This is a genomic window from Entomohabitans teleogrylli, assembly GCF_001484765.1.
GTDB lineage: Bacteria > Pseudomonadota > Gammaproteobacteria > Enterobacterales > Enterobacteriaceae > Entomohabitans > Entomohabitans teleogrylli.
The window spans coordinates 110,763-136,890 of record NZ_LLXO01000017.1; the positions used below are offsets into that span (position 1 = coordinate 110,763).

The following is a 26,128-nucleotide window of genomic DNA, read 5'->3' on the forward strand; positions in this document are numbered from 1 at the left end:
ATCGGGTGTTTGTATAAGGCATGTTGCCTTGATGTGATAAATGTTAGACCCGTGGCGTGGAAATGAAAATCGAAAAACATTGCGCTTCTTTGTCAAAAATATTGATGTTTTTCTGGAGCAAAAAAAACCACTGCGTAGCAGTGGTTGAGACTGATGATAATCCTCATCTTATTTGCGAACTTACAGATATCGCCAGATAAAAAATAAGGAAAATCAATTTATTGATTTTCGGCTGATAACCGCAAAAGAGGAAAAATCACGCTTTTTCCTCTTTTGTTCACCGTTGAGCCACTGCGTAGCAGTGGCTGAATGGGGCAAGACGTAGTGATTATGCCTGCGTCTTCTCTTGCCGGGCTTCCTGCGCTTCGACCTTGCGGTACCAGCGTGGGTGGTGCTTGCGCGCCCAGCGGCGGCTGACCTTACCTTCGATCATGCCTTTAATCGAACCTTTCACCCAGAACGCCATATAGATATGAATGAGGATGGCGTGGATCAAAATAATCGCTGAGGTGGCGTGGATCAGCAGGCTCCAGCGAATCAGGCTCGGCGAGAACAGGTGAGCGAAGTACGGGCGCCAGATAATCACGCCGGTCACCAGCAGCACAAAAATCATGCTCATGATGGACCAGAACATCATCTTCTGGCCGGCATTATATTTACCGACATCCGCCACTTTGTGCTCATTGCCTTTCAGGACCTCGACAATGCCCTTCACCCAGGGAATATCCTCTTTATCCGGGATGTTGTGGCGCACGAAGCGCACAAACATGAACATCAGCGCCACGAAAATCAGCACCCCGAAGAATGGGTGCAGAATGCGCCCCATCTGCGGGGTACCGAAAGTTTCCGTCAGCCACTGCAGGGTCGGGAAAAACAGGGCGATCCCGGACAGAGAAACCAGGAAAAAGCAGATCACGACCGTCCAGTGACAGGCCCGGTCGATGAACTTTGTCCGGACGATCATTTTGCTTTGTTTACTCATGGTGTTCCTCCTCCTCGTCGTCATCCACTTCCTTGTTCGGACCGATCCCCACATAGTGGAAAATCAGCCCGGCGAAGGTGGCGATAAAGCCGGCGGCGGAAAGGGGCTTGAGAATACCTTTCCACAGGTTGACCGGGGTATCGATCTGCGGATCTTTCGGCAGACCGTGATACAGCTCCGGCTGGTCGGCGTGGTGCAGCACGTAGATAACGTGTGTACCGCCAACGCCCTGCGGATCGTACAGCCCGGCGTTCTGATAGCCGCGCCTTTTCAGCTTCGCGACCCGCTCTTCGGCCACATCCAGCATCGCCTTTTTGGTGCCAAAATGGATGGCGCCGGTCGGGCAAGTCTTAACGCAGGCCGGCTCCTGGCCGACGCTGACCCGGTCAACGCACAGGGTGCATTTGTACACCCGGTTGTCTTTCGGGTTGAGACGCGGAATATTGAACGGGCAGCCGGCGATGCAGTAGCCGCAGCCGATACAGTGCTCGGACTGGAAATCGACGATGCCGTTGGCGTACTGAATAATCGCCCCCGCGGAAGGACAGGCCTTCAGACAGCCGGGATCGGTGCAGTGCATACAGCCGTCTTTGCGGATCAGCCACTCCAGCTTGCCGTGCTCGTGGGTTTCGCTAAAGCGCATCACCGTCCAGGACTTGGCGCTCAGGTCTGCCGGGTTATCGTATACCCCCACACAGTGGCCCACTTCATCGCGGATATCGTTCCACTCCGAACAGGCCACCTGACAGGCTTTACAGCCTATACAGGTGGAAACGTCGATAAGCTTGGCGACTTCTTCTTTGTCGTCACGCACCTGCGGCGGCGGCGTAATGCCGTTGGTGGCGGAACGTTTGATAATGTCTTGAGATTGCATGGACATGATTCGCTCCTTTACGCCTTCTCGATGTTAACCAGGAACGCCTTGTACTCCGGCGTCTGCGAGTTGGCGTCACCTACCGGCGGCGTCAGCGTGTTAGCCAGGTAACCCTTGCGCGCCGTCCCCTCAAAGCCCCAGTGAATCGGGATACCGACGGTTTCCACCGCGGTGCCGTCCACCATCAGGGTCTGCAGGCGCGATGTCACCACCGCTACCGCGCGAATAAATCCGCGCTTGCTGCTGACGGTGACTTTGTCGCCGTTGGCTATCCCTTTGGCCTTCGCCAGCGTTTCGCTGATTTCCACGAACTGCTCCGGCTGGACGATGGCGTTAAGACGCGCATGTTTAGTCCAGGTGTGGAAATGCTCCGTCAGACGGTATGTGGTACCGACATACGGGAAGCTCTGGCGATCGCCGATACGCCGGGCATCTTCGGCGAAGATACGCGCCGCCGGGTTGGAGACTACGTTCGGGTGCAGCGGGTTGGTGCCCAGCGGCGTTTCGAACGGCTCATAGTGTTCCGGGAACGGCCCTTCCGCCATTTTGTCGATGGCGAACAGACGTCCCAGCCCTTCCGGCTGCATGATAAATGGCCCGGTACCGCTGCCTGGCGCGGCGGTGTTGTAATCGGGAATATCGTTCCCCACCCACTTGCTGCCGTTCCACTCAATGAGCATGCGCGATTTATCCCAGGGTTTCCCCATCGGATCGGCGGAGGCGCGGTTGTAGATGATGCGGCGGTTCAGCGGCCACGCCCACGACCAGCCCAGCGTGTTGCCAAGACCAGACGGATCGCTGTTATCGCGATTCGCCATCTGGTTACCCGCCTGCGTCCAGCTACCGGCGTAGATCCAGCAGGCGGAGGCGGTAGAACCGTCGTCGCGCAGCAGGGCGAACGAGTTCAACAGATCGCCTTTTTTGGCCAGCAGATTGCCATTGGTATCATACAGATCGGCCAGGGCGACGCCGTTGTTTTCCTTCGCCACTTCTTCCGATTCCGGATGGTGCGGCTGCTTGTAATCCCAGCTCATGCGCATCAGCGGTTCCACGCCTTTGCCCCCTTCGCGCTGATACAAATCGCGCAGCTTGTACAGCAGGGCGGCGAGGATTTGACCGTCGGTGATCGCTTCACCCGGCGGGTCGCCGGCTTTCCAGTGCCACTGTAGCCAGCGTCCGGAGTTGGCGATCGAGCCGTCTTCTTCCGCAAAGCAGGTGGAAGGCAGGCGGAAAACTTCCGTCTGAATCTCCGATGGATCAACGTCGTTCATTTCGCCGTGGTTTTGCCAGAAGTTACTGGTTTCAGTAACTAACGGATCGACCACTATCAGGTATTTCAGCTTACTCAGGCGTTTGACAACGTTGTTTTTATCCGGGAAGGACGCCACCGGGTTAAAGCCCTGACAGATGTAGCCGTTGACCAGACCGCGATCCATCATGTCGAAATACTTCAGGACATCGTAGGGCTGGTCCCACTTCGGCAGCCAGTCAAAACCCCACTGGTTCTCTTTCTGCGCTGCGTCGCCGTAGAAGGATTTCATCAGGCTGACGAAGAACTTCGGATAGTTACTCCAGTAGTTGACCTGGCCCGGCAGCGTCGCTTTCGGCGTACTGGTGGCAAGGTAAGTATCAAGACTGGTCTGCTTATCCGACGGCAGGGTCAGGTAACCCGGCAGACTGGTGGACAATAGCCCCAGGTCGGTAAGCCCCTGAATGTTGGAGTGCCCGCGCAAGGCGTTAACGCCGCCGCCGGCCATCCCCATGTTGCCCAGCAGCAACTGGATCATCGCCATGGTACGGATGTTCTGGGCGCCCACGGTGTGCTGCGTCCAGCCCAGCGCGTACAGGAACGTGGCAGTCCTGTCAGCCGCACTGGTTGTGGCGAGAATTTCGCAGACTTTCAGGAACTCTGCCTGCGGGGTACCGCAGATTCTCTCCACCATCTCCGGGGTATAGCGGGAGACGTGTTGTTTCAGTAGATTCCAGACACAGCGCGGATGCTGCAGCGTTTCATCGCGCAGCGCATAGCCGTCTTCGCCGAACTGGTAGTTCCAGCTGGTTTTATCGTACTGGCGTTTTTCCGCGTTATAGCCGCTGAACAGGCCGTCTTCAAAGCTGAAGTCGTCACGCACCAGCAGACTGGCGTTGGTGTAATGCCGCACATATTCTGATTGAATTTTATTGTTTTCAATCAGATACAGCATAACGCCCGACAGGAAAGTAATGTCGGTACCGGAACGGATCGGCACATACAGGTCCGCCACCGAGGCGGTTCGCGTGAAACGCGGATCGACAACGATAAGCGTCGCGTCGTTGTTGTTTTTGGCTTCCATCGCCCAGCGGAATCCCACCGGATGCGCTTCAGCGGCGTTGCCGCCCATCACGACCACGACGTTGGCGTTTTTGATATCCACCCAGTGGTTGGTCATCGCACCGCGACCAAATGTTGGAGCAAGACTTGCTACCGTTGGTCCGTGTCAGACGCGCGCCTGGTTGTCTACCGCCAGCATACCCAGCGAGCGGGCAAATTTTTGGGTCAGCATCCCGGATTCGTTACTGGCCGCTGACGCGCACAGCATCCCGGTGGACAGCCAACGGTTAACCGTGGTGCCCTGTTCGTTCTGTTCAACGAAGTTGGCGTCGCGGTCGTCTTTCATCAGACGCGCGATACGGGTAAGGGCGTCATCCCAGGAGAGGCGCTGCCATTTGTCAGAGCCCGGCGCCCGGTATTCCGGATAGCGCAGGCGTCCTTCACTGTGTACGTAGTCCAGCAGGCCGGCCCCTTTCGGGCACAGCGCGCCGCGGCTGACCGGATGGTCCGGATCGCCTTCTACGTGGAAAATTGCCGATTTGGCGTTCATCGCGCCGTCACCCAGGCTGTACATCAACAGCCCACAGCCTACGGAACAATAGGTACAGGTGTTACGGGTCTCTTTGGACCGCAGTAATTTATATTCGCGCACCCCTGCCAGCGCAGCACCGGGGGCAAACCCCAGCGCAGCGACGGTTGTACCTGCCATTCCGCCGGCGCAGATCCGGAAAAATTGTCTGCGACTGACGTTCATTGCTTCCCTCTTTGATTTATGGCGTTAATCGGCGCGAAAATAACAGTCAGGGCAGTTTAAATATTGCCTGAAATCAAACTATGTGGAAATAAAACTAAAAATAACCTTAATTGAGTAGTTATTTAACATTTTAAATAACTCTAAAGAGGTGCTTTTTTAATCAATTCAGATAATTTTTCGGGCAATAACAGGAATAAGAAAGTTCAGAGCGTGGAAATATTTTCAAGGGACGTTGGATTATTCTATACCCTATATCAGAAATTTTTCCTGGTTTTCAGACTGACATAATTTTATAGTCGTTGAGTTATTATCATTACCTTGAAAAGTAAAGTAATTTTTTTTGTAAAAAATACATGGCAAGCGACACGGGGCGGGGTATGCTTTTCTGGCAAGCGAATAAACCGATGCTCAACAACGCTGTGCATGATTATTCGGTGGCGATTGAATGAAAAAACACGATGATAACCATTGCCGATATGTTTACGGCAACGTGGAGCCGCGCTGATAATCCACAGCGTCACGGCCTGTGACTTATTACTTCACCAGGTTCCGGGGGAGAGCTACCGGAAAATAAGCGTGAAAAAGCTCCCGGACCATGGGGGAACGGAACGACGCCATTTTTGTTGCGCAATATGACGCTATTGCCGACGCTCAGCAGGAGAATGAGTCCATCGTTGGCGGGTTTTTTGATCGCCAGATAGCCCGGCCGGGCATTGTGGCGGGCGGTCTATTCCCAAAACAGGCCCTGTAGCCACTATGCCGAATGTCTGTGATCCTCCTGCGAATAGTCGTTGCCACTTTAATGGTAGAATATGATGAAAATGGTTATCTTTATCATTTAAGAGCAAAGGGATGGCGGTATTGATCAGGTGGCTGACAGGGGATAGGTGTGGGTTGCTCTGGTTTGCACTGCCCTGGCGCGCCCGGCGCTGGAAACCGTGGGACCGACGCTGGCAGGTAGCGGTTCCGGGTATTATGACTTTATTCGTTATCAGGTGAGTTCCGAAGACGGCGCGCGCCTTTGTCGCATCTGGCTGGCGTTATCGGCCCGCCCGGGGTTTTCCGGTGGCTGGACGGAAACGCGGTGGCGGCGGCCCTGTCAGAACCATTGATGGCGCAGCTTGCCCGGCATAATCCTCGGTACTGGTGGCCGTGGATTATCAGACCGACCTGCCTTTTGATGTTGTGGCGCGCGCTGGACTATACGCCGTCGAATGGCGCGGCCGTCGCGACGCCCGACCCAACGAGCCGTGGACGACAAACCGGCGGGAGTGTTGCGTTTCGCACGCTGCTGCATAACAAAGTACTTCCCTGGGTTAACCGCCAGAATGTTAGTTTGTGGGGCCACGCGTGGGGCGGATGATTTGTTCTGGAGACCTTCTTTACCGGCAGCGAGGATTTCAGCGCCTTTTATGCGGCCAGTCCGTCGTTGAACTGGGATAATCAGCGCCTGCTGCGCCGCTATCCTCATCTTTCCACGGTCCGGATGGCAGGTAAAACGCGGGTGATCGCCGGGGGCGATGGCGTCAGCGATCAAGCTGACCATCACAAGGACGCGTCCCCTCTGGCGCTGGTAAAACAACTATGGGATGCCGGAGTTAATGCCCGGCGGCGGATCTATCCGGGCCTCAGCCATGGGCCGATGTTCCGGGCATCTCTGCTGGATGCATTGAAAAAGAATCTGCCGGACGCGGATAAATAAAGCTGCCAACAGTGTGCCGCCTGGCCGCTGGTATGGTCTTCAGCACCATGATTTGCTATGGGACTATGGGGTGGTGCCCAAATACCGGGTTGCGCATGGGAATGCCTTACGGGTTGTATTCTTAATTCATGGTCGAAAGTCAGAACCCAGGCATATCATTGCGGGGAATAATAGCCATTATATCAATTCTGTGGATAATTATGGGTGGGTTTTCTTATTTCAGGAACGGATTATATATATTGCATTGATGAATTTAATTCTGTTTAATGGCTAATGCGTTTTTTAAGCTTTTTCGCGCCAGAGCTATACGTTTTTTTCTGATTCTGGCAGGCGTAATGGTATTCGTGATGTATTGTTTCAGAGCTTTACTTATAATGGCGTGAATCAAAAAGACACGGAATGTTATCCTACTGATATATTCTTTTTTCTTTTCCAATAAAGAAAGTAGATATTAGAGAAAAATACATGGATAGAGTAAATAATTTTTTCACTTTTAAAGTATTAAGTGGTTTTGTCCTTGCCGGAACCGTTTTGCTTGGCGGCTGCCAGTCCGAAAGCGCCAGTAAAGCCGTTCCCCTGGTGCCGACGACGACACCTGTTACTATCCCCAGCCAGCCCGCACCCGCGGTGAATCGCCCGGCGGTCAATACCGGCAGTGATTCCTCAGCCGACATTTCGGCAAATAATCGCGGCAGTCTGAATATTTGCCAGAGTGAACTGGCGACCCTGCAAAAAGTCAGCCCCAAAACTTACGCCGCGAAAAAGGCTCAGTTTGAAAACCTGCTGCGCACTGCCTCTCTGTATACCACGGTGCGCGGTGATATTAATGGCAGCACAAAAGAGACGCTGGATGCGCTTTACAAATATAAAACAAATCAGATTTGTAGCTCAATTGCCAATGCGGTCATGGAAGGCTTAATTCGTAAAGGGGAGAGTATCAAGTGAGAGTGAAGCTGGCGCGTGGTTTTTTTTTATTCTCGGCCTGGTAATCAGCTCCGTTTCTGCCCGTTCTGACAGTGATGATCGGACGTTGTCATCGCTGGACGCGATTGTCCGGCAGCCCAGTGAAATACCTGCCATTCTGCTACAAAATAGCCGTCTCCCGGACGGCTACGCTACTGCTCCGACCGAGGAGCCGGAGCCGGAAGCGAATTCCGTCGAACAATTCCACCAGATGACGCAAACCAGTGAAGAGAACCGGCGCCTTAAAAAACAGGTGTCCCAACTTCAGCAGCGTTTATCTTCCCGTGAAATATCCCAGCCGGCGAGTAGCGAAGCGCAGGAAAAAGCGCTGGCGGCCCGCCAGGCGCAAATTAATAAACTACAACAGGAGCTGGAGGCGCTGAAAGCGCAGGGCAGCGGCGGGAACTGGAAACAATGGCTGGTCGCTTTGAATAAAAAAGCCGAGGCATTGCAACAGGAACTGGCGCGAAAAAATGCGCAGCAACAAAACCTGGAGCAGTTGCAGAAACAACTTGCCGCTCTTCAGGGGCAGGCGGATGAAAATCAGCAACTGCAGGCGCAATTTGCCGCCAGCGAAAAACGTATTGCTGACCTGGAAGCCGAACTGGCCGCGGTTCGGGAAAAAGGGGGGAATACGGCCAGGCTACAACAACAGTTGGCAGAACTTCGCGAGTCATTTAGCGGACGGGAACAGCAATTTATTCAGCAAGAGCGGCAACAGCAGGAGACGCTGGCAGCCAGTCAACGCCAGATCGGCGAGCTACAGACCCAGCTTAAAGCGGCGCTGGAGAAAGGCGGCAGGGAAAACCAGACCCAGCAGCAGGCGCTGGCCGCGCTGGAACAGCAGTTAAAAGCGAGGGAACAGCAGGCCCTCCAGGAAGAGAAGCAGCAGCAGGCTACCCTGCTGGCCAGCCAGAAGCAGGTCAGCACGCTGCAGGCCGAGCTGAAAATAGCACGGGAAAGCGCAGAGAAGGAAAATCAGCTCCGACAGCAGATGCTGGAGGCCGGTCAGAAACAGCTGACAGATTTACAGACCCAGCTCAAAGCGGCGCTGGATAAGGGCGGTAAGGAAGGGCAGGCCCAGCAGCAGGCGCTGGCCGCGGCGCAGAAGCAGGTGGCGACGCTTGAGCAGCAGCTGAAAGCGAAGGAACAGCAGTCCCTCGACGAAGAGAAGCAACAGCAGGCTGCCCTGCTGGCCAGCCAGAAGCAGCTTGGCGATCTGCAGACCCAGCTGAAAGCGGCGCTGGATAAGGGCGGTAAGGAAGGGCAGGCCCAGCAGCAGGCGCTGGCCGCGACGCAGAAGCAGGTGGCGACGCTGGAACAGCAGCTGAAAGCGAAGGAACAGCAGTTCCTCGACGAAGAGAAGCAACAGCAGGCTGCCCTGCTGGCCAGCCAGAAGCAGCTTGGCGATCTGCAGACCCAGCTGAAAGCAGCGCTGGATAAGGGCGGTAAGGAAGGTCAGGCTCAGCAACAGGCGCTGGCCGCGGCGCAGAAGCAGGTGGCGACGCTGGAACAGCAGATGAAAGCGAAGGAACAGCAGTTCCTCGACGAAGAGAAGCAACAGCAGGCTGCCCTGCTGGCCAGCCAGAAGCAGATCAGCGATCTGCAGACCCAGTTGAAAGCAGCGCTGGATAAGGGCGGTAAGGAAGGTCAGGCCCAGCAGCAGGCGCTGGCCGCCAGTCAGAAGCAGGTCAGCGAACTACAGACTCAGCTCAAAGCGGCGCTGGATAATGCCGGGAAGGAGAATCAGTTCCGGCAGCAGGTGCTGGCCACCAGTCAGCAGCAACTGACAGATTTGCAAACCCGGATGAAAGCGGCGCTGGATAAAGGCAACGAAGAAAGCCAGGCGCAAAAACTGGCGCTGGCCGCCAGCCAGAAACAGGTCAGCGATCTGCAGACTCAACTGAAAGCGGCGCTTGAAAAAGGCGGTAAGGAAGGGCAGGCTCAGCAGCAGGCGCTGGCCGCGGCGCAAAAACAGGTGGCGACGCTGGAGCAGCAACTGAAAGCGAAGGAACAGCAGTCCCTCGACGAAGAGAAGCAGCAGCAGGCTGCCCTGCTGGCCAGCCAGAAACAGGTCAGCGAGTTGCAGACCCAGCTAAAAGCGGCGCTTGAGAAAGGCGGTAAGGAAGGGCAGGCTCAGCAGCAGGCGCTGGCTGCCAGCCAGCGACAGGTCAGCGAGTTGCAGACCCAGCTCAAAGCAGCGCTGGATAAGGGCGGTAAGGAAAGTCAGGCTCAGCAGCAGGCGCTGGCCGCCAGTCAGAAACAGGTCAGCGATCTGCAGACCCAGCTCAAAGCGGCGCTGGAGAACGGCGGTAAGGAAGGACAGGCTCAGCAGCAGGCGCTGGCCGCCAGCCAGCAACAGGTCAGCGAGCTACAAATTCAGTTCAAAGCCTTGCAGGAAAGAGGCCTCAAGGTGAGTCAGTCTCAGCAACAGGCGCTGGCAGACAGCCAGAAGCAAGTGGCGAGCCTGGAAGAGAAGCTGAGGGTGCAGGAGTTTAGCTTCCGTCAACAGCAGCAACAGACCCAGGCGACCAGCCAGAAACAGGTGACCGACCTGAAAACGCAGTTAACGGATGTGCTGGAGAAAGGGAGCGAGCAGAGCCAGAGCCGTCAGCAGGCGCTGGCTGCCAGCCAGCAACATATCGCTGAGCTACAGAAACAGCTCAAAGCCGAGCAGGAGAAGACCCGTCTGGCGACCAGCGCGCTGGAGCAAAATCAACTGGCCAGTAAAAAACTGACTGCCGATTTGCAGGCTCAGTTAAAAGAGACGCTGGAGCTGGAGAGTAAGGATAATCAGAGTCGGCAACAGGCGCTGGCGACCAGCCAGAAGCAGATTGCTGAGCTACAGTCGCAGTTGAAAGCTGAACAGGAGAAACTGCGTCAGGCAACCACTACCATGGAGCAGAATCAGGTAGCCAGTAAAAAGCTGGCCGCCGACCTGCAGGTACAGTTGAAAGAGGCGCTGGAAAAAGGCGGCAAGGACAGCCAGTCGAACCAGCAGGCGCTGGCGGCCAGTCAGAAACAGATTGCTGAACTGCAGGCACAGTTGAAAGCCGTTGAGGAAAAAGATGCAACGGCGCAACAGAGTTTGCAGGCCAGTCAGAAACAGATCGCCGATCTGCAAAATCAGTTCCAGTCGCAGCAGGGACAGGGCAATGTCGAAAGCGATGCATTAGTCGCCAGCAGGCAGCAAATCGCCGATCTGCAGCAAAAGCTGGATAAAACAACCAGCGAGTTGAACGACATGAAGCTGGCCAGCGGTAGTACTCAGGCGGTGGTTGCCAGCGGGGGTAAAAAACCTCAGGGAGCGAACGCCGTGCGCGACTATTCGATAGGGGTCTCGTTGGGCGGCAATATGCTGACGGTGCTGCGTGAAAAAGAGGCCTATGGCGTTAAAGTCGATCAGAAACAGGCGCTGAACGGTGTCATCGATGCTTTTGCTAATCAGTTTAAAGTACCGAAATCGGATATCGCGAAATCGCTGTTTGAACTGGAATCGACCTTCAACAAGCAGGAGAAAGCGCTGAAGGCCACGTCAGCAAAACAGGGCGCGGATTTTGTCGCTAAATTCACTAAGCGTAAAGGGGTTAAAAAGGCATCGCAGGGCTTCTGGTATCAGGTTGACTATCCGGGAGATGCGAAAATCAGCGCCAGCGATGTGGTGGAAATCGTGGTTAAAGAAAGTTTGCCGAATGGTAAGATTATCAAGGATATGGAAGCCTCAGGTATTAAGCTGGCCTATCCGCTGAAAGAGTATCCGCCGCTGTTCCGCGCCGCGCTGAGTCTGCTGAACAACCACGGGTCTATTACCATGGTGGTGCCGCCGGAGCTTGCCTATGGCGATGCCGGTCTGCCGCCGGATATCCCGCCGTATTCCACGATGGTCTACAAAATCCGTATTTCCGATGTGCGCAGCGCTGCGTCAACTGGCCAGCCAGCTAAGCCAGCGAAACGCTAACTCCTCTCTTCTGGCCTGCCCTTAACCGGGCAGGCATCCTGTCTTTTTTCGGGTATTGGTCCTACCAATAAGCAGTGAAATGTGATTTTCTTTGATGATTTGTGAAAAAATAGCGATATATCATTGCTATTATTTAACTGTAAATTAACTTTTCATGCGAACAATCACAAACACAACAAATTGGTAGGGCCAATTTGGTTGGGATGAAAAGGTCCGGTTCCCTGTCCGGCGTTGGCTTTCTCCCAGCTGGTCCTCAGGAGAACATCGCATGCTCTGGCAACAGGTCTATGATCCTGCCGGCAATATCTGGCTTTCCAGCCTGATTGCCGCGCTACCGATACTCTTTTTCTTCTTTGCCTTGATTAAGTTACAGATGAAAGGTTACCTGGCGGGAACCCTGACTGTTGGTCTGGCGCTGCTGGTCGCTTTACTGTTTTACCGTATGCCGGTCACCCACGCGCTGGCATCCGCGGCCTACGGTTTTTTCTATGGCCTGTGGCCGATTGCCTGGATTATTATCGGTGCGGTATTCGTCTATAAAATTTCGGTGAAGACCGGGCAGTTCGCCATTATCCGCGCATCGATTCTTTCCATCACGCCGGATCAGCGCCTGCAAATGCTGATTGTCGGTTTCTCTTTCGGCGCGTTTCTTGAAGGGGCCGCCGGGTTTGGCGCGCCGGTCGCCATTACCGCCGCGCTGCTGGTTGGGCTGGGGTTCAACCCGCTGTACGCCGCCGGACTGTGCCTGATTGTCAATACCGCGCCGGTAGCGTTTGGCGCTATGGGGATCCCGATTATCGTCGCCGGGCAGGTGACCGGGCTGGACAGCTTCACTGTCGGCCAGATGGTCGGACGCCAGTTGCCGTTTTTGACCATCATCGTCCTGTTCTGGATTATGGCTATCATGGACGGCTGGCGCGGGGTAAAGGAGACCTGGCCGGCGGTACTGGTGGCGGGCGGTTCGTTTGCCATTGCACAGTACCTCAGCTCCAATTTTATCGGCCCTGAACTGCCGGACATTATCTCCTCGCTGGTATCACTGGTGTGCCTGACGCTGTTTCTGCGTTACTGGCAACCGCGGCGCATCTTCCGCTTCGGCGATATCGGCGCCTCGGCGACCGACATGACCCTCGCGCGCCAGAATTATACGATAAGCCAGGTGGTGCGGGCGTGGATGCCGTTTTTATTCCTTACCGCCACCGTCACGCTGTGGAGCATTCCACCATTTAAAGCGCTGTTTGCGCCCGGCGGCGCGCTGTCCGACTGGGTATTCAGTATCCCGGTTCCGTGGCTGGATAATGGCGTCGCGCGCGTGCCGCCAGTGGTGGCGCAAAGCGCGCCCTGGGCGGCGGTATTCAAGTTCGATCTGGTATCCGCTACCGGGACCGCTATTCTGGTGGCTGCCCTGATGTCGATGGCCTGGCTGAAGATGAAGCCAAAGGCGGCGGCGCAGGCCTTTGCTGAAACCATCAAAGAGTTGGCGTTGCCCATTTATTCGATTGGTATGGTGCTGGCGTTTGCCTTTGTCTCTAACTATTCCGGTCTGTCGGCGACGCTGGCGCTGGCGTTATCCCATACCGGGCATGCGTTTACCTTCTTTTCTCCTTTCCTTGGCTGGCTGGGGGTATTTCTCACGGGTTCGGATACTTCATCCAATGCGCTATTTGCGGCGCTGCAGGCCACCGCCGCCCGGCAAATTGGCGTCTCCGATATTCTGCTGGTAGCGGCAAATACCACCGGCGGCGTGACCGGAAAAATGATCTCTCCTCAGTCGATTGCTATCGCCTGCGCCGCCGTCGGGCTGGTGGGGAGAGAGTCCGATCTGTTCCGCTTTACGGTGAAACACAGCCTGATTTTCACCTGTATGGTCGGCGCTATCACCACCTTACAGGCTTATGTATTACCCTGGATGATTCCATGACTGTTAACACTCCGCGTCTGGTTGACCACCTGGTGGAACAACTGCTGGCGCTGATTCACGATAACCAACTGGAGGCGGGCATGCGTTTGCCCGCCGAGCGGCAACTGGCCGCGCAACTGGGGGTATCGCGTAATTCACTGCGCGAGGCCATTCAAAAGCTCATCAGCGATGGCGTACTGATGAGCCGCCGCGGGGGAGGAACGTATGTGCGGTTTGAGACCCAGCCGTGGTCTGAATTGCGCATTGTCCAGCCGCTGAAAAGCCTGGTGGCTGACGATCCCGGCTATCGCTATGACATTCTTGAAGCGCGCCACGCCGGAAGATAAAGAGAAATTACAGGCGCGCTTCAACGCCACGCTGCGCGTCAAGGAGAGCGACGATCCGGATCTGGCGGCTCAGGCGGACGTGCGCTTTCATCTGGCGATTGCTGAAGCCTCGCACAATGTGGTGCTGCTCCAGACCATGCGCGGTTTTTTCGATCTGCTGCAATCTTCGGTAATGCAAAGCCGCCAGCGGATGTACACCATGCCGACTATTTTTGCCCGCCTGACCGGGCAGCACAGCGAGTTACTCCAGGCTATCCTGGCGGGAGAACCAGACCGGGCGCGCCGCGCAGCCATGGCGCACCTCGGTTTTGTGCATTCCACCATTAAAAACCTGCATGAAAATGAAGCCCGGCAGGCGCGTAGTATGCGCCTGCCGGATGATGACATTGATAAGACCACGGACACCTGATGATGATTATTTCTGCCGCCAGCGACTATCGCGCCGCAGCCCGGCGCAAGCTGCCGCCATTCCTGTTTCACTACATTGATGGCGGGGCGTATGCCGAATATACCCTGAAACACAATGTCGACGATCTTTCCCGGGTGGCGCTGCGCCAGCGGGTGCTGAAAAACATGTCGGCGCTGAGTCTGGAAACCACCCTGTTTAAGGAAACGCTCGCCATGCCGGTGGCGCTCGGTCCGGTTGGGCTGTGCGGTATGTATGCCCGCCGCGGCGAAGTACAGGCGGCGCGCGCGGCCTGTGCGAAGGGGATCCCCTTTACCCTGTCTACAGTGTCGGTTTGCCCGATTGAGGAGGTTACACCGGCCATCGATCGCCCGATGTGGTTCCAGCTTTACGTACTGAAAGATCGTGGCTTTATGCGTAATGCGCTGGAGCGGGCGAAAGCGGCGGGCTGTTCGACGCTGGTGTTTACCGTGGATATGCCGACCCCAGGCGCCCGCTACCGGGACGCCCATTCTGGCATGAGCGGGCCTTATGCCGCGCTGCGTCGTTACTGGCAGGCGGTTGTCCATCCCGGCTGGTCGTGGGATGTCGGGCTGCTTGGCCGCCCTCACGATCTGGGCAATATTTCCGCTTACCGGGGAACGCCGACCGGGCTGGAGGACTATATCGGCTGGCTGGCGAATAACTTCGACCCCTCTATCTCGTGGAAAGACCTCGAGTGGATCCGCGAATTCTGGGATGGCCCGATGGTTATCAAAGGGATTCTCGATCCGCAGGACGCCCGCGATGCGGTGCGCTTTGGGGCCGACGGGATTGTGGTGTCGAACCATGGCGGCCGACAGCTGGACGGCGTGCTCTCTTCCGCCCGGGCGCTGCCGGCGATTGCCGATGCGGTCAAAGGGGAGATTGCCATCCTCGCGGATAGCGGGGTGCGCAACGGGCTGGACGTGGTGCGAATGATTGCGCTGGGGGCGGATACGGTTCTGCTGGGCCGGGCATATCTGTATGCGCTGGCCACTCACGGAGAACGCGGCGTGGCCAATTTGCTGGATCTGATTGAAAAAGAGATACGCGTGGCGATGACCCTCACCGGCGCGAAGTCGATCGGTGAAATTACCCGCGAGTTGCTGGTGCAGGAAGGGCTACAGGCGTAGCGCCCGGACAGAGAGTCGGAGATTAAATTGCTCTGAAAATCGTTTTTTTACTGGTAACGCTATCGGCAGCTGTTTATAAAAACAATGCCTGAACGATTTTTCGCCCCCGGCGCAGGCCGCAGGGGCGTTTTTATTATGGATATGGAAAAAGGGAAGGGTGATGGCACAACGTTTACGCTTGTTCGTCGGCGGCGCTCTGGCTCTGGGGGCTCTGCCAGCGCTCTCACAGCCCCCGGACGTGGCTGCCGTTATTCGGCCGCTGATGGCGCAGTACCAGATCCCCGGTATGGCGGTTGGCCTGTCGGTTAACGGTCAACACTACTTTTATAATTTTGGCGCGCAGTCTCTTGCCAGCCAACAGCCAGTGACTGAACAGACGCTGTTTGAAATTGGTTCGCTGAGCAAAACGTTTACCGCCACCCTGGCCGGCTATGCGGCGGTTGTCGGGGATATGGATTTTGCCGATCCGGTCAGCCGCTATATTCCGGAACTGCGCCACAGCGCATTTGACCGGGTATCGCTACTCAATCTGGCGACCCATACCTCCGGACTACCGCTGTTTGTACCGGATTCCGTCATCCGGGAAGAGCAACTGCTGACATGGTATCGGGACTGGCAGCCGCCTGCCGAGCCGGGAACGCGGCGGGTATACTCCAATACGGGGGTCGGGCTACTGGGACTCGTCGCCGCCCGCAGCCTCGATAAGCCGTTTACCGCGCTGATGCAACAGGAGATGTTGCCGGCGCTGGGAATGAGCCAGAGCTGGATTGAGGTGCCGGAAAGTGAAAAGCGCCGCTACGCTCAGGGCTATAACAAGCGCAATCAGCCGGTACGCCTGGCGAAAAGGCCACTGGACGCCGAGAGCTACGGGCTGAAATCGACCAGCGCCGATTTGTTGCGCTGGCTGGATTTGCAGATGCGTAATGACACGCTCGCTGCGCCCTGGCGGCAGGCGATTAACCTGACTCACACCGGCTATTACCGCAGCGGAGCGTTTATTCAGGGCATGATGTGGGAATACTATCCGATCCCCGTCGGCATGAAACAGCTGGTCGCCGGCAACCGCGGCGGGGTTCTGATGAAAGGCAGCGAGGCTAGCCCGTTAACCCCGCCTCAGCCAGGCGCCAGGGTGGCGTGGTATAACAAGACCGGCTCGACCGATGGTTTTTCCACCTATGCGGTGTTTATTCCGGCGCAAAACACCGCGTTGATTATGCTGGCGAATAAGTGGTTCCCGAATGAAGTACGGGTTAATGCCGCCTGGCGCATTATTTATGGCGTGCCGGAGGATTAGCGCCAGCGATCGCCATGGTGGCGGCGGTCGCCATCGTCCATGCTCCCCCTGTCGTGATGGTGATGACGGCGATCGCTATCATGGTAGACACAACCGCTGAGCGCCAGCGCTGCCAGTAAAGCCACCCATCCTAATCTGTTTTTCATTCTGCGACTCCAGGTCTGTATAGTTCCGGAGTGACTTTCCGGTAATTTCACCGTCAGGAGCATCAGGATAGTCTGAAGCCAATCACAGATTTCTCTGTATTACACTTGTGCCCGGTCTGTGCGGCAGGTTATTGCCAGGCATCCGGCGCAGGTCAGGCTAAGGTTAAGGGTCATAACGACATACAGGAGACAGGTTAATGGAGACAGTGAATCTCTCACTGGCGGAAGCTTATCAACTGGCGCTGCGGGTACTTACTCACAATGGTTTCAGCGCCGCGCACGCCCGGGCAATGGTGGCGAATGTCTGCGGTGGCGAGCGCGACGGCTGCGCTTCTCACGGGTTATACCGGCTACTCGGCTGCGTTCATACCCTGCGCGCGGGGAAAGTGTCGCCGGATGCCTTGCCGCGTCTGGAAGATAAAGCGCCGGCGGTGGTCCGCGCCGATGCCGGCGGCGCTTTTTCGCTGCTGGCGCTGGAGCAGGCGCTGCCGCTACTGGTCGAAAAGACACGCCGGTGTGGTATTGCGGCGCTGGCGATTAATCACTGTGTGCATTTTTCCGCGCTGTGGGCGGATATTGAACCGTTGACCGAACAGGGGCTGGTGGCGCTGGCCTGCACCCCGAGCCACGCCTGGGTGGCGCCTGCCGGAGGAACCCGGCCGCTGTTCGGCACCAACCCCATCGCCTTTGGCTGGCCGCGGGCCAGTCAACCGCCGTTTATCTTCGATATGGCCACCAGCGCCGCGGCGCGCGGTGAGATTGAGTTGCACCGCAGAGCGGGTAAAGCGCTGCCGCCGGGCTGGGGCATTGACGGCGCAGGCCGCCCCTCGACCGATGCGGCGGCGGTGCTGGACGGCGCGATGCTGACATTTGGCGGCCATAAAGGCTCGGCGCTGGCAGCGATGGTGGAGCTTATCGCCGGGCCGCTGATTGGCGATATGACCAGTCAGGAGTCGCTGGAGTATGACGCCGGAGCCGGTGGTTTACCGATGGGCGGCGAGCTGATTATCGCCCTCGATCCCTGGCGCTTCCTCGGCGATGAAACGGCGCAGCATCTGGCCCGGGCGGAGGCGTTATTCAGCGGCATGCAGGCGCAGGGAGCGCGGTTACCGGGAGAACGCCGCTACCAGGCGCGGCCGGTCAGCGAAGCGCAGGGGGTGAATATTCCCCGGGCGCTGTATGAGGATATTGTGGCGCTGGGCCAGTAAACCGGCGATGCGCTGATGAAAAAACGCCAGAGCGACATGCTCTGGCGTTTGAGATGTTAGCGCGCGTTATTGCTCTTATCCTGCAACCCGCGGCAGGGGCAATGTGGCGCAGCCATTATCAGAAGTGGGTATTCACACTCAGATACCAGGTGCGGCCAGACTCGTTATAGGTCGCAGCGCCAGCGCCGTACATATAGCCAGTGGCGCCGCCAGTGCTCTGGGCATTGCCTTCGCGCCAGTGACGCTTATCAAAGAGGTTATCCACGCCGGTGGTGAAGCTAACGTTTTTGGTGGCATCCCAGGTGGCGCTCAGGCCAACGATGCTGTACGGGCTAACTTCGTTTTTCTCACTACCGGTTACCGCTTCACCCTTGTAGTTATACAGCTTCGGCTTCTGACGGCCATACCAGGTCAGGGTGCTTTGCAGCGACAGATCGTCCTGTACCTGCCAGCTCAGGGTGGAGTTGAGCGTGAACTCCGGAATGATCGACAGACGATCGCCGGTAGTTTTGTTTTTGCTCTGCAGCATCCAGGTCATATTGTTGTTCCAGCTTACCGTGTCGGTAACCGGAATATTGACGGTGCCCTCCAGACCTTCGACAACCGCTTTCGGTACGTTTTCCCACATGTAAATGTCAGAGGTACCGTTGTTGGATTTAGGCGCATAGCCGGCTTCAATCTTGTCGCGGTAATCGTTGCGGAACCAGGTAATACCGGCCTGATAGCCTTCGTACTTCCACTCCAGTCCGATCTCTTTGTTGATGCTGGTTTCCGCTTTCAGGTCGGTGTTGCCCATCAGGTAACAGCCGCCGGAGCTGGCGTAGCAGCCCTGCCCTTTACTGTAGAGAATGTAGTTCGGGTTGGTCTGATACAGGCTCGGCGCTTTATAGGCCCGGCCGATACCCATTTTCAGGGTCAGCTCATCGGTCAGCCCCTGAGAGAGGTTCAGCGACGGGCTCCAGTTATTGCCGACAATGCTGTGGTGATCGAAACGCAGCGCCGGGGTCAGCATGGTGCTGTCGGTGATCTCCATGTTGTCTTCGGCGAACAGAGAGAAGATTTCCGCTTTCGAGTAGGGGCTGCGAGCGCCGGTCGGTACGCCATCAATATTGCCGCCCATCAGGGTCTGGGTATTGGAGGCGTTGTCCTTCATGCGCTGCTGATTCCATTCGCTGCCCAGTGTCAGGTTCTGATTGACCAGAAGATCAAACGGAATGCTGACTTCACTGTGCAGCAGCACGTCGGCCAGATCGATATCCGTGAACTGGTTACTGCTGAAGATTCCTTCGGTGCCGCCGGCCAGTCCTTCGCCTTTACGGGAGTTACGGGTGCGTTCGTACTGGGCGTAACTATTGGTGGAGACGCCGTTATCCCAACTGCCGGTCCAGGTCAGCGAGTAGTTCTGGCGGTAGAGGCGGTTGGTCTCTTTACCGTAGTTCTCTTTCACCAGATCGTTGGAGTTGGTGTTCTGGGTATCGCCGGCATACAGGTTGCCCTGGCGGCTGTAGCCGGTTTCAAACTCCAGCGCCTGCATTGGCGCGAATTCCCAGCGCAACTGACCGTTGATGTCTTTGTTGATCACCCCTTCGCGACCGGCTGGCATGGTATCCTGGTAAATGCCGGTGCGTTCAGAACGATGGTTTTCGTTAATGTCCCAGGCGTCAGCCTGGGTTTTGTCGAGATCCCCCCACAGGCGGAAGCTAACGTCGCCGCCCAGCGGTCCGGTAAGGCTGAAGTTTGTGCGTTTGGTGGCGCCTTCCTGCTTGTGCTGTGGAACGTTGAAATAGGTGTTCCACGAGCCGTGCCATTCATTGCTGCTACGTTTGGTGATGATATTCACCACCCCGCCAGCGGCGCCGTTGCCGTAGCGCACCGCGGCAGGTCCGCGGATGACGTCAATTTGCTCGATCATCTCCGGCGGAACCCAACTGGTGTCCCCGCGGGTATCGCGTTCGCCGCGCCAGCCGAGGCGAATTGAGTTGCGGCTGGTGACCGGTTTGCCGTCAATCAGGATCAGGGTGTTTTCCGGGCCCATACCGCGAATATCAATCTGGCGGTTATTGCCGCGCTGACCGCTGGTGGAGTTACCGGTCAGGTTAACGCCAGGCATGGTGCGGATGATCTCTGACACATCGCGGGCCGGAGGGCGTTTGCGGATCTCGTCGGCGGTGATGGTGGAAACCCCGGGCGCCTGCAGGTTCTGCTGGGCGGCGGTGACCACCATGGTATCTTCGTTACTCTGTTTTTCTGCGCTTTCGCTGGCATCGCTGCTTTCTTCGGCGGCAAAAGCCGGCATAGCGGCGCCGTATATCCCCAAATTAATCAGCATGGCGAGGGAGTACTGAATTTTTTTATTCATTATGAATCCTGCTTTCCGACTGCCCTGGAGGACTCCGTCCCATCGGGAAGGGCAGTTGAATGTCACGTGGTGAAAGAAACGTGCCTGATGACCCGGAAATACAGGAAATATGCGGTTTACCGGGGACCAGGACTATTATCAAAAACTAACCGTTGAGGGTTACGGTTGCGGCAATACGCTATTGCAAACGCAAATAATTATCAATATTATTATCTATAATTTTCTCGCGAATACATTTTCACTATGAATAACATAAGGTTAAGCCACGGTGCCTGATCATGAAACGGGCAGTGATGCCTGGTGGGAGGAAAAGCGGCGCTCCGGGATCCCGGAGATTGAGCCTGACGGCGCCGGCGGTTATCGGGTGACATTCTGGTGGCGCGATCCGCAGGGGGATGAGCAGATTTCTCCGGTGCGACGGGTGTGGCTGTACATTACCGGGGTGACCGATCACCATCAGCAGTCGGCGCCGCAAAGCCTCGAACGGCTGCCGGGCAGCGATGTCTGGCGCTGGCAGACCTGCCTGAGCGCCGGCTGGCGCGGCAGCTACTGCCTGATACCGAGCGAAGATAACCATGATTTTTCCGCCGCGGCGCTACAGACTCCGCCGGACCGTACCGCTTTGCGCGCCGGCTGGCGCAAGCTGTTACCGCAGGCCATCGCCGACCCTTTCAATTCCCACAGCTGGCGCGGCGGGCGTGGTCATGCCACTTCGGCGCTGCATATGCCGGAGGCGCCGCCCCAGCCGGGCTGGGACGAGCCGGCACCTGATTTCACTCCGCCGCGCTGTATTGAATGGCGCAGTACCCGGCTGGGCAATCAGCGGCGGGTGTGGATTTTCACTGCCGGCGCGGCTCCCGAGGGCCAGCGGCCGCTGGCGATTTTACTCGACGGTCAGTTCTGGGCGCAGAGTATGCCTGTCTGGCCGGCGCTGGAAGCGCAAACCCGGCGCGGTCAGCTTCCCCCGGCGCTGTATGTGTTGATCGATGTGATTGATACCGCCCACCGGGCCCGGGAACTGCCCTGTAATGCCGATTTCTGGCTGGCGGTGCAGCAGGAGCTGTTACCGCTATTGCGCAGCCTGGTGAGCTGGCGTGAGGATCCGGCCACCACGGTGGTTGCCGGGCAAAGCTTTGGCGGGCTGTCTGCTCTGTATGCCGGTTTGCACTGGCCGCAGACCTTCGGCTGTGTGCTGAGCCAGTCGGGGTCTTACTGGTGGCCGCGGCGCGACGGCAGCGGGCAACTGATTGAAGAGCTGGCCAGCGGCAGCGTCGGACAGGCGCCGCTGCGCATTTACCTCGAAGCGGGCCTCCGGGAGCCGCTGATTCACCAGGCGCATTCCCGCCTGGTGCCCTTACTACAACGTACCCAGCCGTCACTTATCTACCGCCAGATCGACGGTGGGCATGACGCGCTCTGCTGGCGCGGCGGGCTGATTAACGGCCTGAGCGCTCTGTGGTCGCCAGCGATAGCGCCGACGCCGCAGCAGACCCATTGATGACAGGAGTAAGGCATGGAATACAGTAACCCTTTTGACGATCCGCAGGGGCAATTCTTGATTCTGGAAAACGATCGGCATCAGTTCAGCCTGTGGCCGGCGCTGTGTGTGCTGCCGGCAGGCTGGAAAGCGGTATTCGGTCCGCAGCCGCAGGCGGAATGTTTCAACTGGCTGGACGCGCAGTGGCAGACATTGACGCCGTCCTGTTTTTCCCGATCGAATCGTCAGTGAGGTGGGGTAGTGAATGATCTGAAGGTGGAAGTGCCGGCGCACAGCCTGCCGCTGGTCGCGGCGCAGCCGGGTATCTGGATGGCGGATAAACTATCCGAACGTCCGGCAAGCTGGAGCGTCGCCCATTTTGTGGAGCTGAATGGGCATGTGGATGCCGGATTACTGGCCCGGGCTATTGTCTGCGGTATGGCCGAAGCCGACACCCTCAGAATGCGTCATGCTGAGCTGGACGGAGTGCCGCGCCAGTGGGTGGATGAGCAATTTCAGTTTCAGGCGCCGCAGATTATCGATCTACGCGCCGTCGCGGATCCGCAGGCCGCCGCCCGGCGGCGTATGCAAGACGATCTCAGCCAGGATTTGCGTCTCAGCCAGCGGCGGGAGATGTATTATCACTGCCTGATGCGGGTCGGGGAACAGCGCTGGTTCTGGTACCAGCGCTATCATCATCTGGTGGTGGACGGTTTCAGCTTTACCGCCATCACCCGGCGGATTGCGGTAATTTATTCGGCGCTGTGCCAGGGGGGCGACCCGGGAGCGTCGCCGTTTGTTCCGTTCAGCGAGGTGGTGGAAGAGTATCAGCACTATCACGGCTCTGCCGCCTGGCAGCGCGATGCGGATTTCTGGCGCGATCGCATGGCGCAGATGCCGCCGCCAGTCACCCTTTCCGATAAACCCCTCAGCGCCGTGGAACCTTCCGCGCCGCTGATTCGTCGCTGGCTGGATATTGACGCCGCGGATTTTTCCCGCCTGAGCGATAGTTATCGGGCCGAAGGGCTTTCCGCCGCCGATACGCTGCTGGCGCTGGTCTCCCTGTGGCTGGGGCGGCTCAGTAATCGTCAGGACTTCTCCGCCGGGTTTATCTTTATGCGCCGTATTGGCTCTGCGGCGCTGTGCGCTACCGGTCCGGTACTGAACGTGTTGCCCTATGAAGTACGCATCCCGGCCGATGAGACGCTTGCGGCGCTGGCCCACAGTCTGGCAAGCCAGATGAAGAAGCTGCGTCGCCATCAGCGCTATGACGCTGAGCAGATCCAGCGCGACCGCGGCTTTAGCCTGCAGGCGGATCCGCTATACAGCGCGGTGGTTAACCTGAAGATGTTTGACTACCGGCTCGACTTTAACGGTATTGAAGGGATAACCCATCAACTGGCGTCCGGCCCGGTGCGCGATCTGGAGATTGCGCTGTATCTTGATGAGCAGGGGCGCGCCGGTATGGAAGTACTGGCTAACGCCGATCGCTATCAGGCTGAACGTCTCGACGGCCATATCCGGCGCCTGGCGCTACTGGTGCGGCAGTTTGCCGACAACCCGGCGCTGCGCTGTAGTGAAGTCTGCCTGCTTCACGAAGAAGAGCGGCGGCAACTGGCGCAAATCAACGCTACCGCAATGGCGGTGCCATCGTTGACGCTCAGCGACATTATCGCCCGCCAGGCGCAGCAGACGCCGCAGGCGCCGGCGCTGGCGGATGAGCAGTATCAGTTCAGTTATCAGGCGATGCGCGAGCAGGTGCTGGCGCTGGCGGTAACCCTGCGCCAGCGCGGGGTACAGCCTGGCGATGTGGTGGCCGTGGCGCTGCCGCGTTCAGTGTTTCTTTCTCTGGCGCTACAGGCCATTGTTGAAGCCGGCGCCGCCTGGCTGCCGCTGGATACCGGCTACCCGGATGAACGCCTGCAGATGATGCTTGAGGACGCCCGTCCACGGTTGCTGATTACGGAAGCGTCCCAGCTTGCGCGCTTTGGCGCTTTAGCGGATCTGGAGACATTTTGCTACAGCGCCTGTCTGCCGGCGGAAAGTGGCGGGGCGCCGCTGGCGCTGTCCCGGCCGCAACATACTGCCTATGTGATTTTTACCTCCGGCTCCACTGGCCGTCCGAAGGGGGTGATGGTCGGCCAGACGGCGATCGTCAACCGTTTGCTGTGGATGCAGGACAGCTACCCGCTGCAGGCGGGGGATGTGGTGTTACAGAAAACGCCGTGCAGTTTTGATGTTTCGGTATGGGAGTTTTTCTGGCCGCTGATGGTTGGAGCGCAACTGGTGATGGCACCGCCGGAAGCGCACCGCGATCCGCAGGTCCTGCAGCAGCTTTTCACGCGCTGGCAGGTGACCACTACTCATTTTGTACCGTCGATGCTGGCGGCGTTTGTCGGCGCGCTGACCTCTGCGCAGGCGATTGCCAGCTGTCGTTCGCTGCGCCGGGTGTTCTGCAGCGGAGAAGCGCTGCCCGCCGGATTGTGCCGCGAATGGGAGCAACTGACCCAGGTGCCGCTGCATAATCTGTATGGTCCTACCGAAGCGGCGGTGGATGTAAGCTGGTACCCGGCTTATGGCGAAGCGCTGGCCGCGGTGAGCGGCAACAGCGTGCCGATTGGCTGGCCGGTATGGAATACCGGATTGCGTATCCTTGACGCGGCGATGCGCCCGGTGCCGCCGGGGATCGCCGGCGATCTCTACCTGACCGGCATTCAACTGGCGCAGGGCTATCTGGCGCGTCCGGATCTGACCGCCAGTCGCTTTATCGCCGATCCGTTCGCTCCCGGCGAGCGCATGTATCGTACCGGGGATGTGGCGCGCTGGCTGGACAATGGCGCGGTGGAATATCTCGGTCGCAGCGACGATCAGCTTAAGCTGCGCGGCCAGCGTATTGAACTGGGCGAGATTGACAATGCGCTGCATCAGTTACCGGGGGTGGCCGGCGCGGTTACGCACGCCTGTGTCCTGAATGAGACTGCCGCCAGCGGCGGCGATGCCCGTCAACTGGTGGGCTATCTGGTGGCGCAAGCCGGGCAACGCCTGGATACCGATGCCCTGCGCCAGCAACTGGCCGCGCTGCTACCCGCGCATATGGTGCCGGTGGCGCTGGTGGAAATCGCCGGGCTGCCGCTCAGCGCCAACGGTAAGCTGGATCGTAAAGCGCTGCCGCGACCACAACTGGGGGGCGCGAGGGCTGGCAGGGCGCCGCTGCCGGGTCCGGAGGCGACGATTGCCGCGGCATTCAGCCGTCTGCTGGAATGCGAGGTGGCGTTTGCGGAACAGGATTTCTTCGCGCTGGGCGGTCATTCGCTGCTGGCAATGCGTCTGGCGGCAGAATTACGCCGCGAACTGGGATGTGCGGTGAACGTTGGCCAGATCATGGTGGCTTCGACGGTGGCCGGTCTGGCGCAGGCGCTCAGCGCGCAGCCGGAAGAGGGGGAAAACGCGGGTTTCGGGGCGGTGCTGCCGCTGCGGGTCAGCGAAGGGCCGACGCTGTTCTGTTTCCATCCGGCCTCGGGATTCGCCTGGCAGTTCAGCGTTTTGCAGCGTTATCTCGATCCCTGCTGGTCGATTACCGGTATTCAGTCGCCGCGGCCTGACGGTCCGATGCAGCAGGCGGCGACGCTGGATGAGGTAGTGGAGCAGCATCTGAGTACTTTAAAGCGTCTGCAATCTCATGGGCCGTGGCATCTGCTGGGATATTCGCTGGGAGGGACGCTGGCGCAGGCGATTGCCGCCCGGCTGCGGGCGCAGGGCGAGCAGGTGGCGTTTCTTGGTCTGCTGGATACCTGGCCGCCGGAAACCCAGAACTGGGCGGATAAGGACGCCGGGCAACTGGATTCGGAGGTGCTGGCGGAGATTAACCGCGAGCGGGAAGCATTTCTTGCCGCCCGGCAGGGACCGTCTTCTGAACGGCTGTTCAGCACTATCGAAGGGAATTACGCGGATGCTGTTCGGCTGCTGATCACCGCCCACAGTACGGTTTTTGACGGTAAAGCGACGCTGTTTGTCGCCAGTAACACGGTCCCGGCGGGAATGGATGCGCGCCAGGCCTGGGCGCCGTGGATTCGCGAACTGGAGGTGTACCCGCTGGATTGTGCGCATGTGGAGATTATTACGCCGCAGCAGTTTCAGGCGATAGGGCCGGTGATTAATGAGGTGTTAAGGGGAGTGTGAGTTCCGCTCCCGGTAAGTGGTTTTTTGTAACGTGGTATGAGTTTTGTTCGTTGTGGTCATTTTTGCCTGGGCAGGAATTCCGTTCATTGCGGTTTTTTCCTGGGGAGGAAATTC

General features: G+C 57.8%; 17 protein-coding genes and 1 pseudogene. 13 read left to right on the forward strand and 5 right to left on the reverse strand.

What is annotated here, in order from left to right; genetic code table 11:
- Nucleotides 1-328: 328 nt before the first annotated feature.
- Genes fdnI through fdnG form a run of 3 tightly spaced genes read right to left on the reverse strand, consistent with a single transcriptional unit; the run spans nt 329 to nt 4,921 of the window.
- Nucleotides 329-982: a formate dehydrogenase-N subunit gamma gene (gene fdnI, locus AQ981_RS19455; RefSeq protein ID WP_058913413.1), complete on the reverse strand. Its 654-nt coding sequence runs from the start codon at nt 980-982 to the stop codon at nt 329-331.
- Entirely contained in the window at nt 975-1,862 is an 888-nt protein-coding gene (gene fdxH / locus AQ981_RS19460) for a formate dehydrogenase subunit beta (protein ID WP_058913414.1), read from the reverse strand. The genes fdnI and fdxH overlap by 8 nt, the downstream gene beginning before the upstream one ends.
- 11 nt (nt 1,863-1,873) lie before the next feature.
- A complete protein-coding gene (fdnG, locus tag AQ981_RS19465; RefSeq protein ID WP_121500698.1) occupies nt 1,874-4,921 on the reverse strand; it encodes a formate dehydrogenase-N subunit alpha in 3,048 nt (1,015 codons plus the stop codon).
- A 595-nt stretch (nt 4,922-5,516) separates the two neighbouring features.
- On the opposite strand from fdnG, the gene AQ981_RS27740 reads away from it, so the two are divergent.
- From AQ981_RS27740 to ampC, 9 genes and pseudogenes are all read left to right on the forward strand, one after another.
- Nucleotides 5,517-5,672, forward strand: coding sequence for a hypothetical protein (locus AQ981_RS27740; RefSeq protein ID WP_154675959.1), 156 nt, complete (start codon nt 5,517-5,519; stop codon nt 5,670-5,672).
- 136 nt (nt 5,673-5,808) lie between these two features.
- Nucleotides 5,809-6,033 carry a hypothetical protein gene (locus tag AQ981_RS26955; RefSeq protein ID WP_058913417.1) on the forward strand — a complete coding sequence of 75 codons (225 nt, stop codon included), beginning with the start codon at nt 5,809-5,811 and terminating at the stop codon, nt 6,031-6,033.
- Nucleotides 6,034-6,350: 317 nt separating this feature from the next.
- Nucleotides 6,351-6,623 (forward strand): alpha/beta hydrolase, encoded by a 273-nt coding sequence (locus AQ981_RS26960; protein WP_058913418.1) that lies wholly within the window; start codon nt 6,351-6,353, stop codon nt 6,621-6,623.
- A 465-nt stretch (nt 6,624-7,088) separates the two neighbouring features.
- Complete coding sequence (locus tag AQ981_RS19485; protein ID WP_058913419.1) at nt 7,089-7,568, forward strand: hypothetical protein; 480 nt, start codon at nt 7,089-7,091, stop codon at nt 7,566-7,568.
- An 85-nt stretch (nt 7,569-7,653) separates the two neighbouring features.
- Nucleotides 7,654-11,544: an FKBP-type peptidyl-prolyl cis-trans isomerase N-terminal domain-containing protein gene (locus AQ981_RS19490; protein WP_154675960.1), complete on the forward strand. Its 3,891-nt coding sequence runs from the start codon at nt 7,654-7,656 to the stop codon at nt 11,542-11,544.
- A gap of 268 nt (nt 11,545-11,812) precedes the next feature.
- A complete protein-coding gene (gene lldP / locus AQ981_RS19495) occupies nt 11,813-13,465 on the forward strand; it encodes an L-lactate permease (protein ID WP_058913421.1) in 1,653 nt (550 codons plus the stop codon).
- Nucleotides 13,462-14,200 (forward strand): annotated as a pseudogene (lldR, locus tag AQ981_RS19500) (transcriptional regulator LldR). Before lldP ends, lldR begins: the two are co-directional and overlap by 4 nt.
- Before the next feature lie 2 nt (nt 14,201-14,202).
- Nucleotides 14,203-15,351 carry an FMN-dependent L-lactate dehydrogenase LldD gene (lldD, locus tag AQ981_RS19505; protein WP_058913437.1) on the forward strand — a complete coding sequence of 383 codons (1,149 nt, stop codon included), beginning with the start codon at nt 14,203-14,205 and terminating at the stop codon, nt 15,349-15,351.
- Between the two features lie 160 nt (nt 15,352-15,511).
- A complete protein-coding gene (gene ampC, locus AQ981_RS19510; protein WP_058913422.1) occupies nt 15,512-16,645 on the forward strand; it encodes a class C beta-lactamase in 1,134 nt (377 codons plus the stop codon).
- On the opposite strand, the gene AQ981_RS28195 is transcribed toward ampC, so the two are convergent.
- A complete protein-coding gene (locus tag AQ981_RS28195; RefSeq protein WP_249226351.1) occupies nt 16,642-16,791 on the reverse strand; it encodes a hypothetical protein in 150 nt (49 codons plus the stop codon). The genes ampC and AQ981_RS28195 overlap by 4 nt on opposite strands.
- 197 nt (nt 16,792-16,988) lie before the next feature.
- Between AQ981_RS28195 and AQ981_RS19515 the strand changes: the two genes are divergently transcribed.
- Complete coding sequence (locus AQ981_RS19515) at nt 16,989-17,999, forward strand: Ldh family oxidoreductase (protein ID WP_058913423.1); 1,011 nt, start codon at nt 16,989-16,991, stop codon at nt 17,997-17,999.
- Nucleotides 18,000-18,117: 118 nt separating this feature from the next.
- Here AQ981_RS19515 and AQ981_RS19520 read toward each other — a convergent pair whose 3' ends face one another.
- Nucleotides 18,118-20,358, reverse strand: a complete 2,241-nt coding sequence (locus tag AQ981_RS19520; protein WP_058913424.1) for a TonB-dependent siderophore receptor — start codon at nt 20,356-20,358, stop codon at nt 18,118-18,120.
- Between the two features lie 268 nt (nt 20,359-20,626).
- Between AQ981_RS19520 and fes the strand changes: the two genes are divergently transcribed.
- Genes fes through AQ981_RS19535 form a run of 3 tightly spaced genes read left to right on the forward strand, consistent with a single transcriptional unit; the run spans nt 20,627 to nt 26,014 of the window.
- Entirely contained in the window at nt 20,627-21,856 is a 1,230-nt protein-coding gene (gene fes, locus AQ981_RS19525; RefSeq protein ID WP_058913425.1) for an enterochelin esterase, read from the forward strand.
- Between the two features lie 15 nt (nt 21,857-21,871).
- The gene (locus AQ981_RS19530; protein ID WP_058913426.1) at nt 21,872-22,087 is read left to right on the forward strand and encodes an MbtH family protein; all 216 of its coding nucleotides are present in this window, start codon (nt 21,872-21,874) and stop codon (nt 22,085-22,087) included.
- Nucleotides 22,088-22,111: 24 nt separating this feature from the next.
- Nucleotides 22,112-26,014, forward strand: coding sequence for an enterobactin synthase subunit F (locus AQ981_RS19535; RefSeq protein WP_071608958.1), 3,903 nt, complete (start codon nt 22,112-22,114; stop codon nt 26,012-26,014).
- The last annotated feature ends 114 nt before the right edge of the window (nt 26,015-26,128 follow it).

Bases quoted from the DNA above. Each gene is read 5' to 3' on its own strand.
- fdnI (WP_058913413.1), bottom strand. From the start codon at position 982: ATGAGTAAACAAAGCAAAATGATCGTCCGGACAAAGTTCATCGACCGG.
- fdxH (WP_058913414.1), bottom strand. From the start codon at position 1,862: ATGTCCATGCAATCTCAAGACATTATCAAACGTTCCGCCACCAACGGC.
- AQ981_RS27740 (WP_154675959.1), top strand. From the start codon at position 5,517: ATGGGGGAACGGAACGACGCCATTTTTGTTGCGCAATATGACGCTATT.
- AQ981_RS19485 (WP_058913419.1), top strand. From the start codon at position 7,089: ATGGATAGAGTAAATAATTTTTTCACTTTTAAAGTATTAAGTGGTTTT.
- lldP (WP_058913421.1), top strand. From the start codon at position 11,813: ATGCTCTGGCAACAGGTCTATGATCCTGCCGGCAATATCTGGCTTTCC.
- lldD (WP_058913437.1), top strand. From the start codon at position 14,203: ATGATTATTTCTGCCGCCAGCGACTATCGCGCCGCAGCCCGGCGCAAG.
- ampC (WP_058913422.1), top strand. From the start codon at position 15,512: ATGGCACAACGTTTACGCTTGTTCGTCGGCGGCGCTCTGGCTCTGGGG.
- AQ981_RS28195 (WP_249226351.1), bottom strand. From the start codon at position 16,791: ATGAAAAACAGATTAGGATGGGTGGCTTTACTGGCAGCGCTGGCGCTC.
- AQ981_RS19515 (WP_058913423.1), top strand. From the start codon at position 16,989: ATGGAGACAGTGAATCTCTCACTGGCGGAAGCTTATCAACTGGCGCTG.
- AQ981_RS19520 (WP_058913424.1), bottom strand. From the start codon at position 20,358: ATGAATAAAAAAATTCAGTACTCCCTCGCCATGCTGATTAATTTGGGG.
- AQ981_RS19530 (WP_058913426.1), top strand. From the start codon at position 21,872: ATGGAATACAGTAACCCTTTTGACGATCCGCAGGGGCAATTCTTGATT.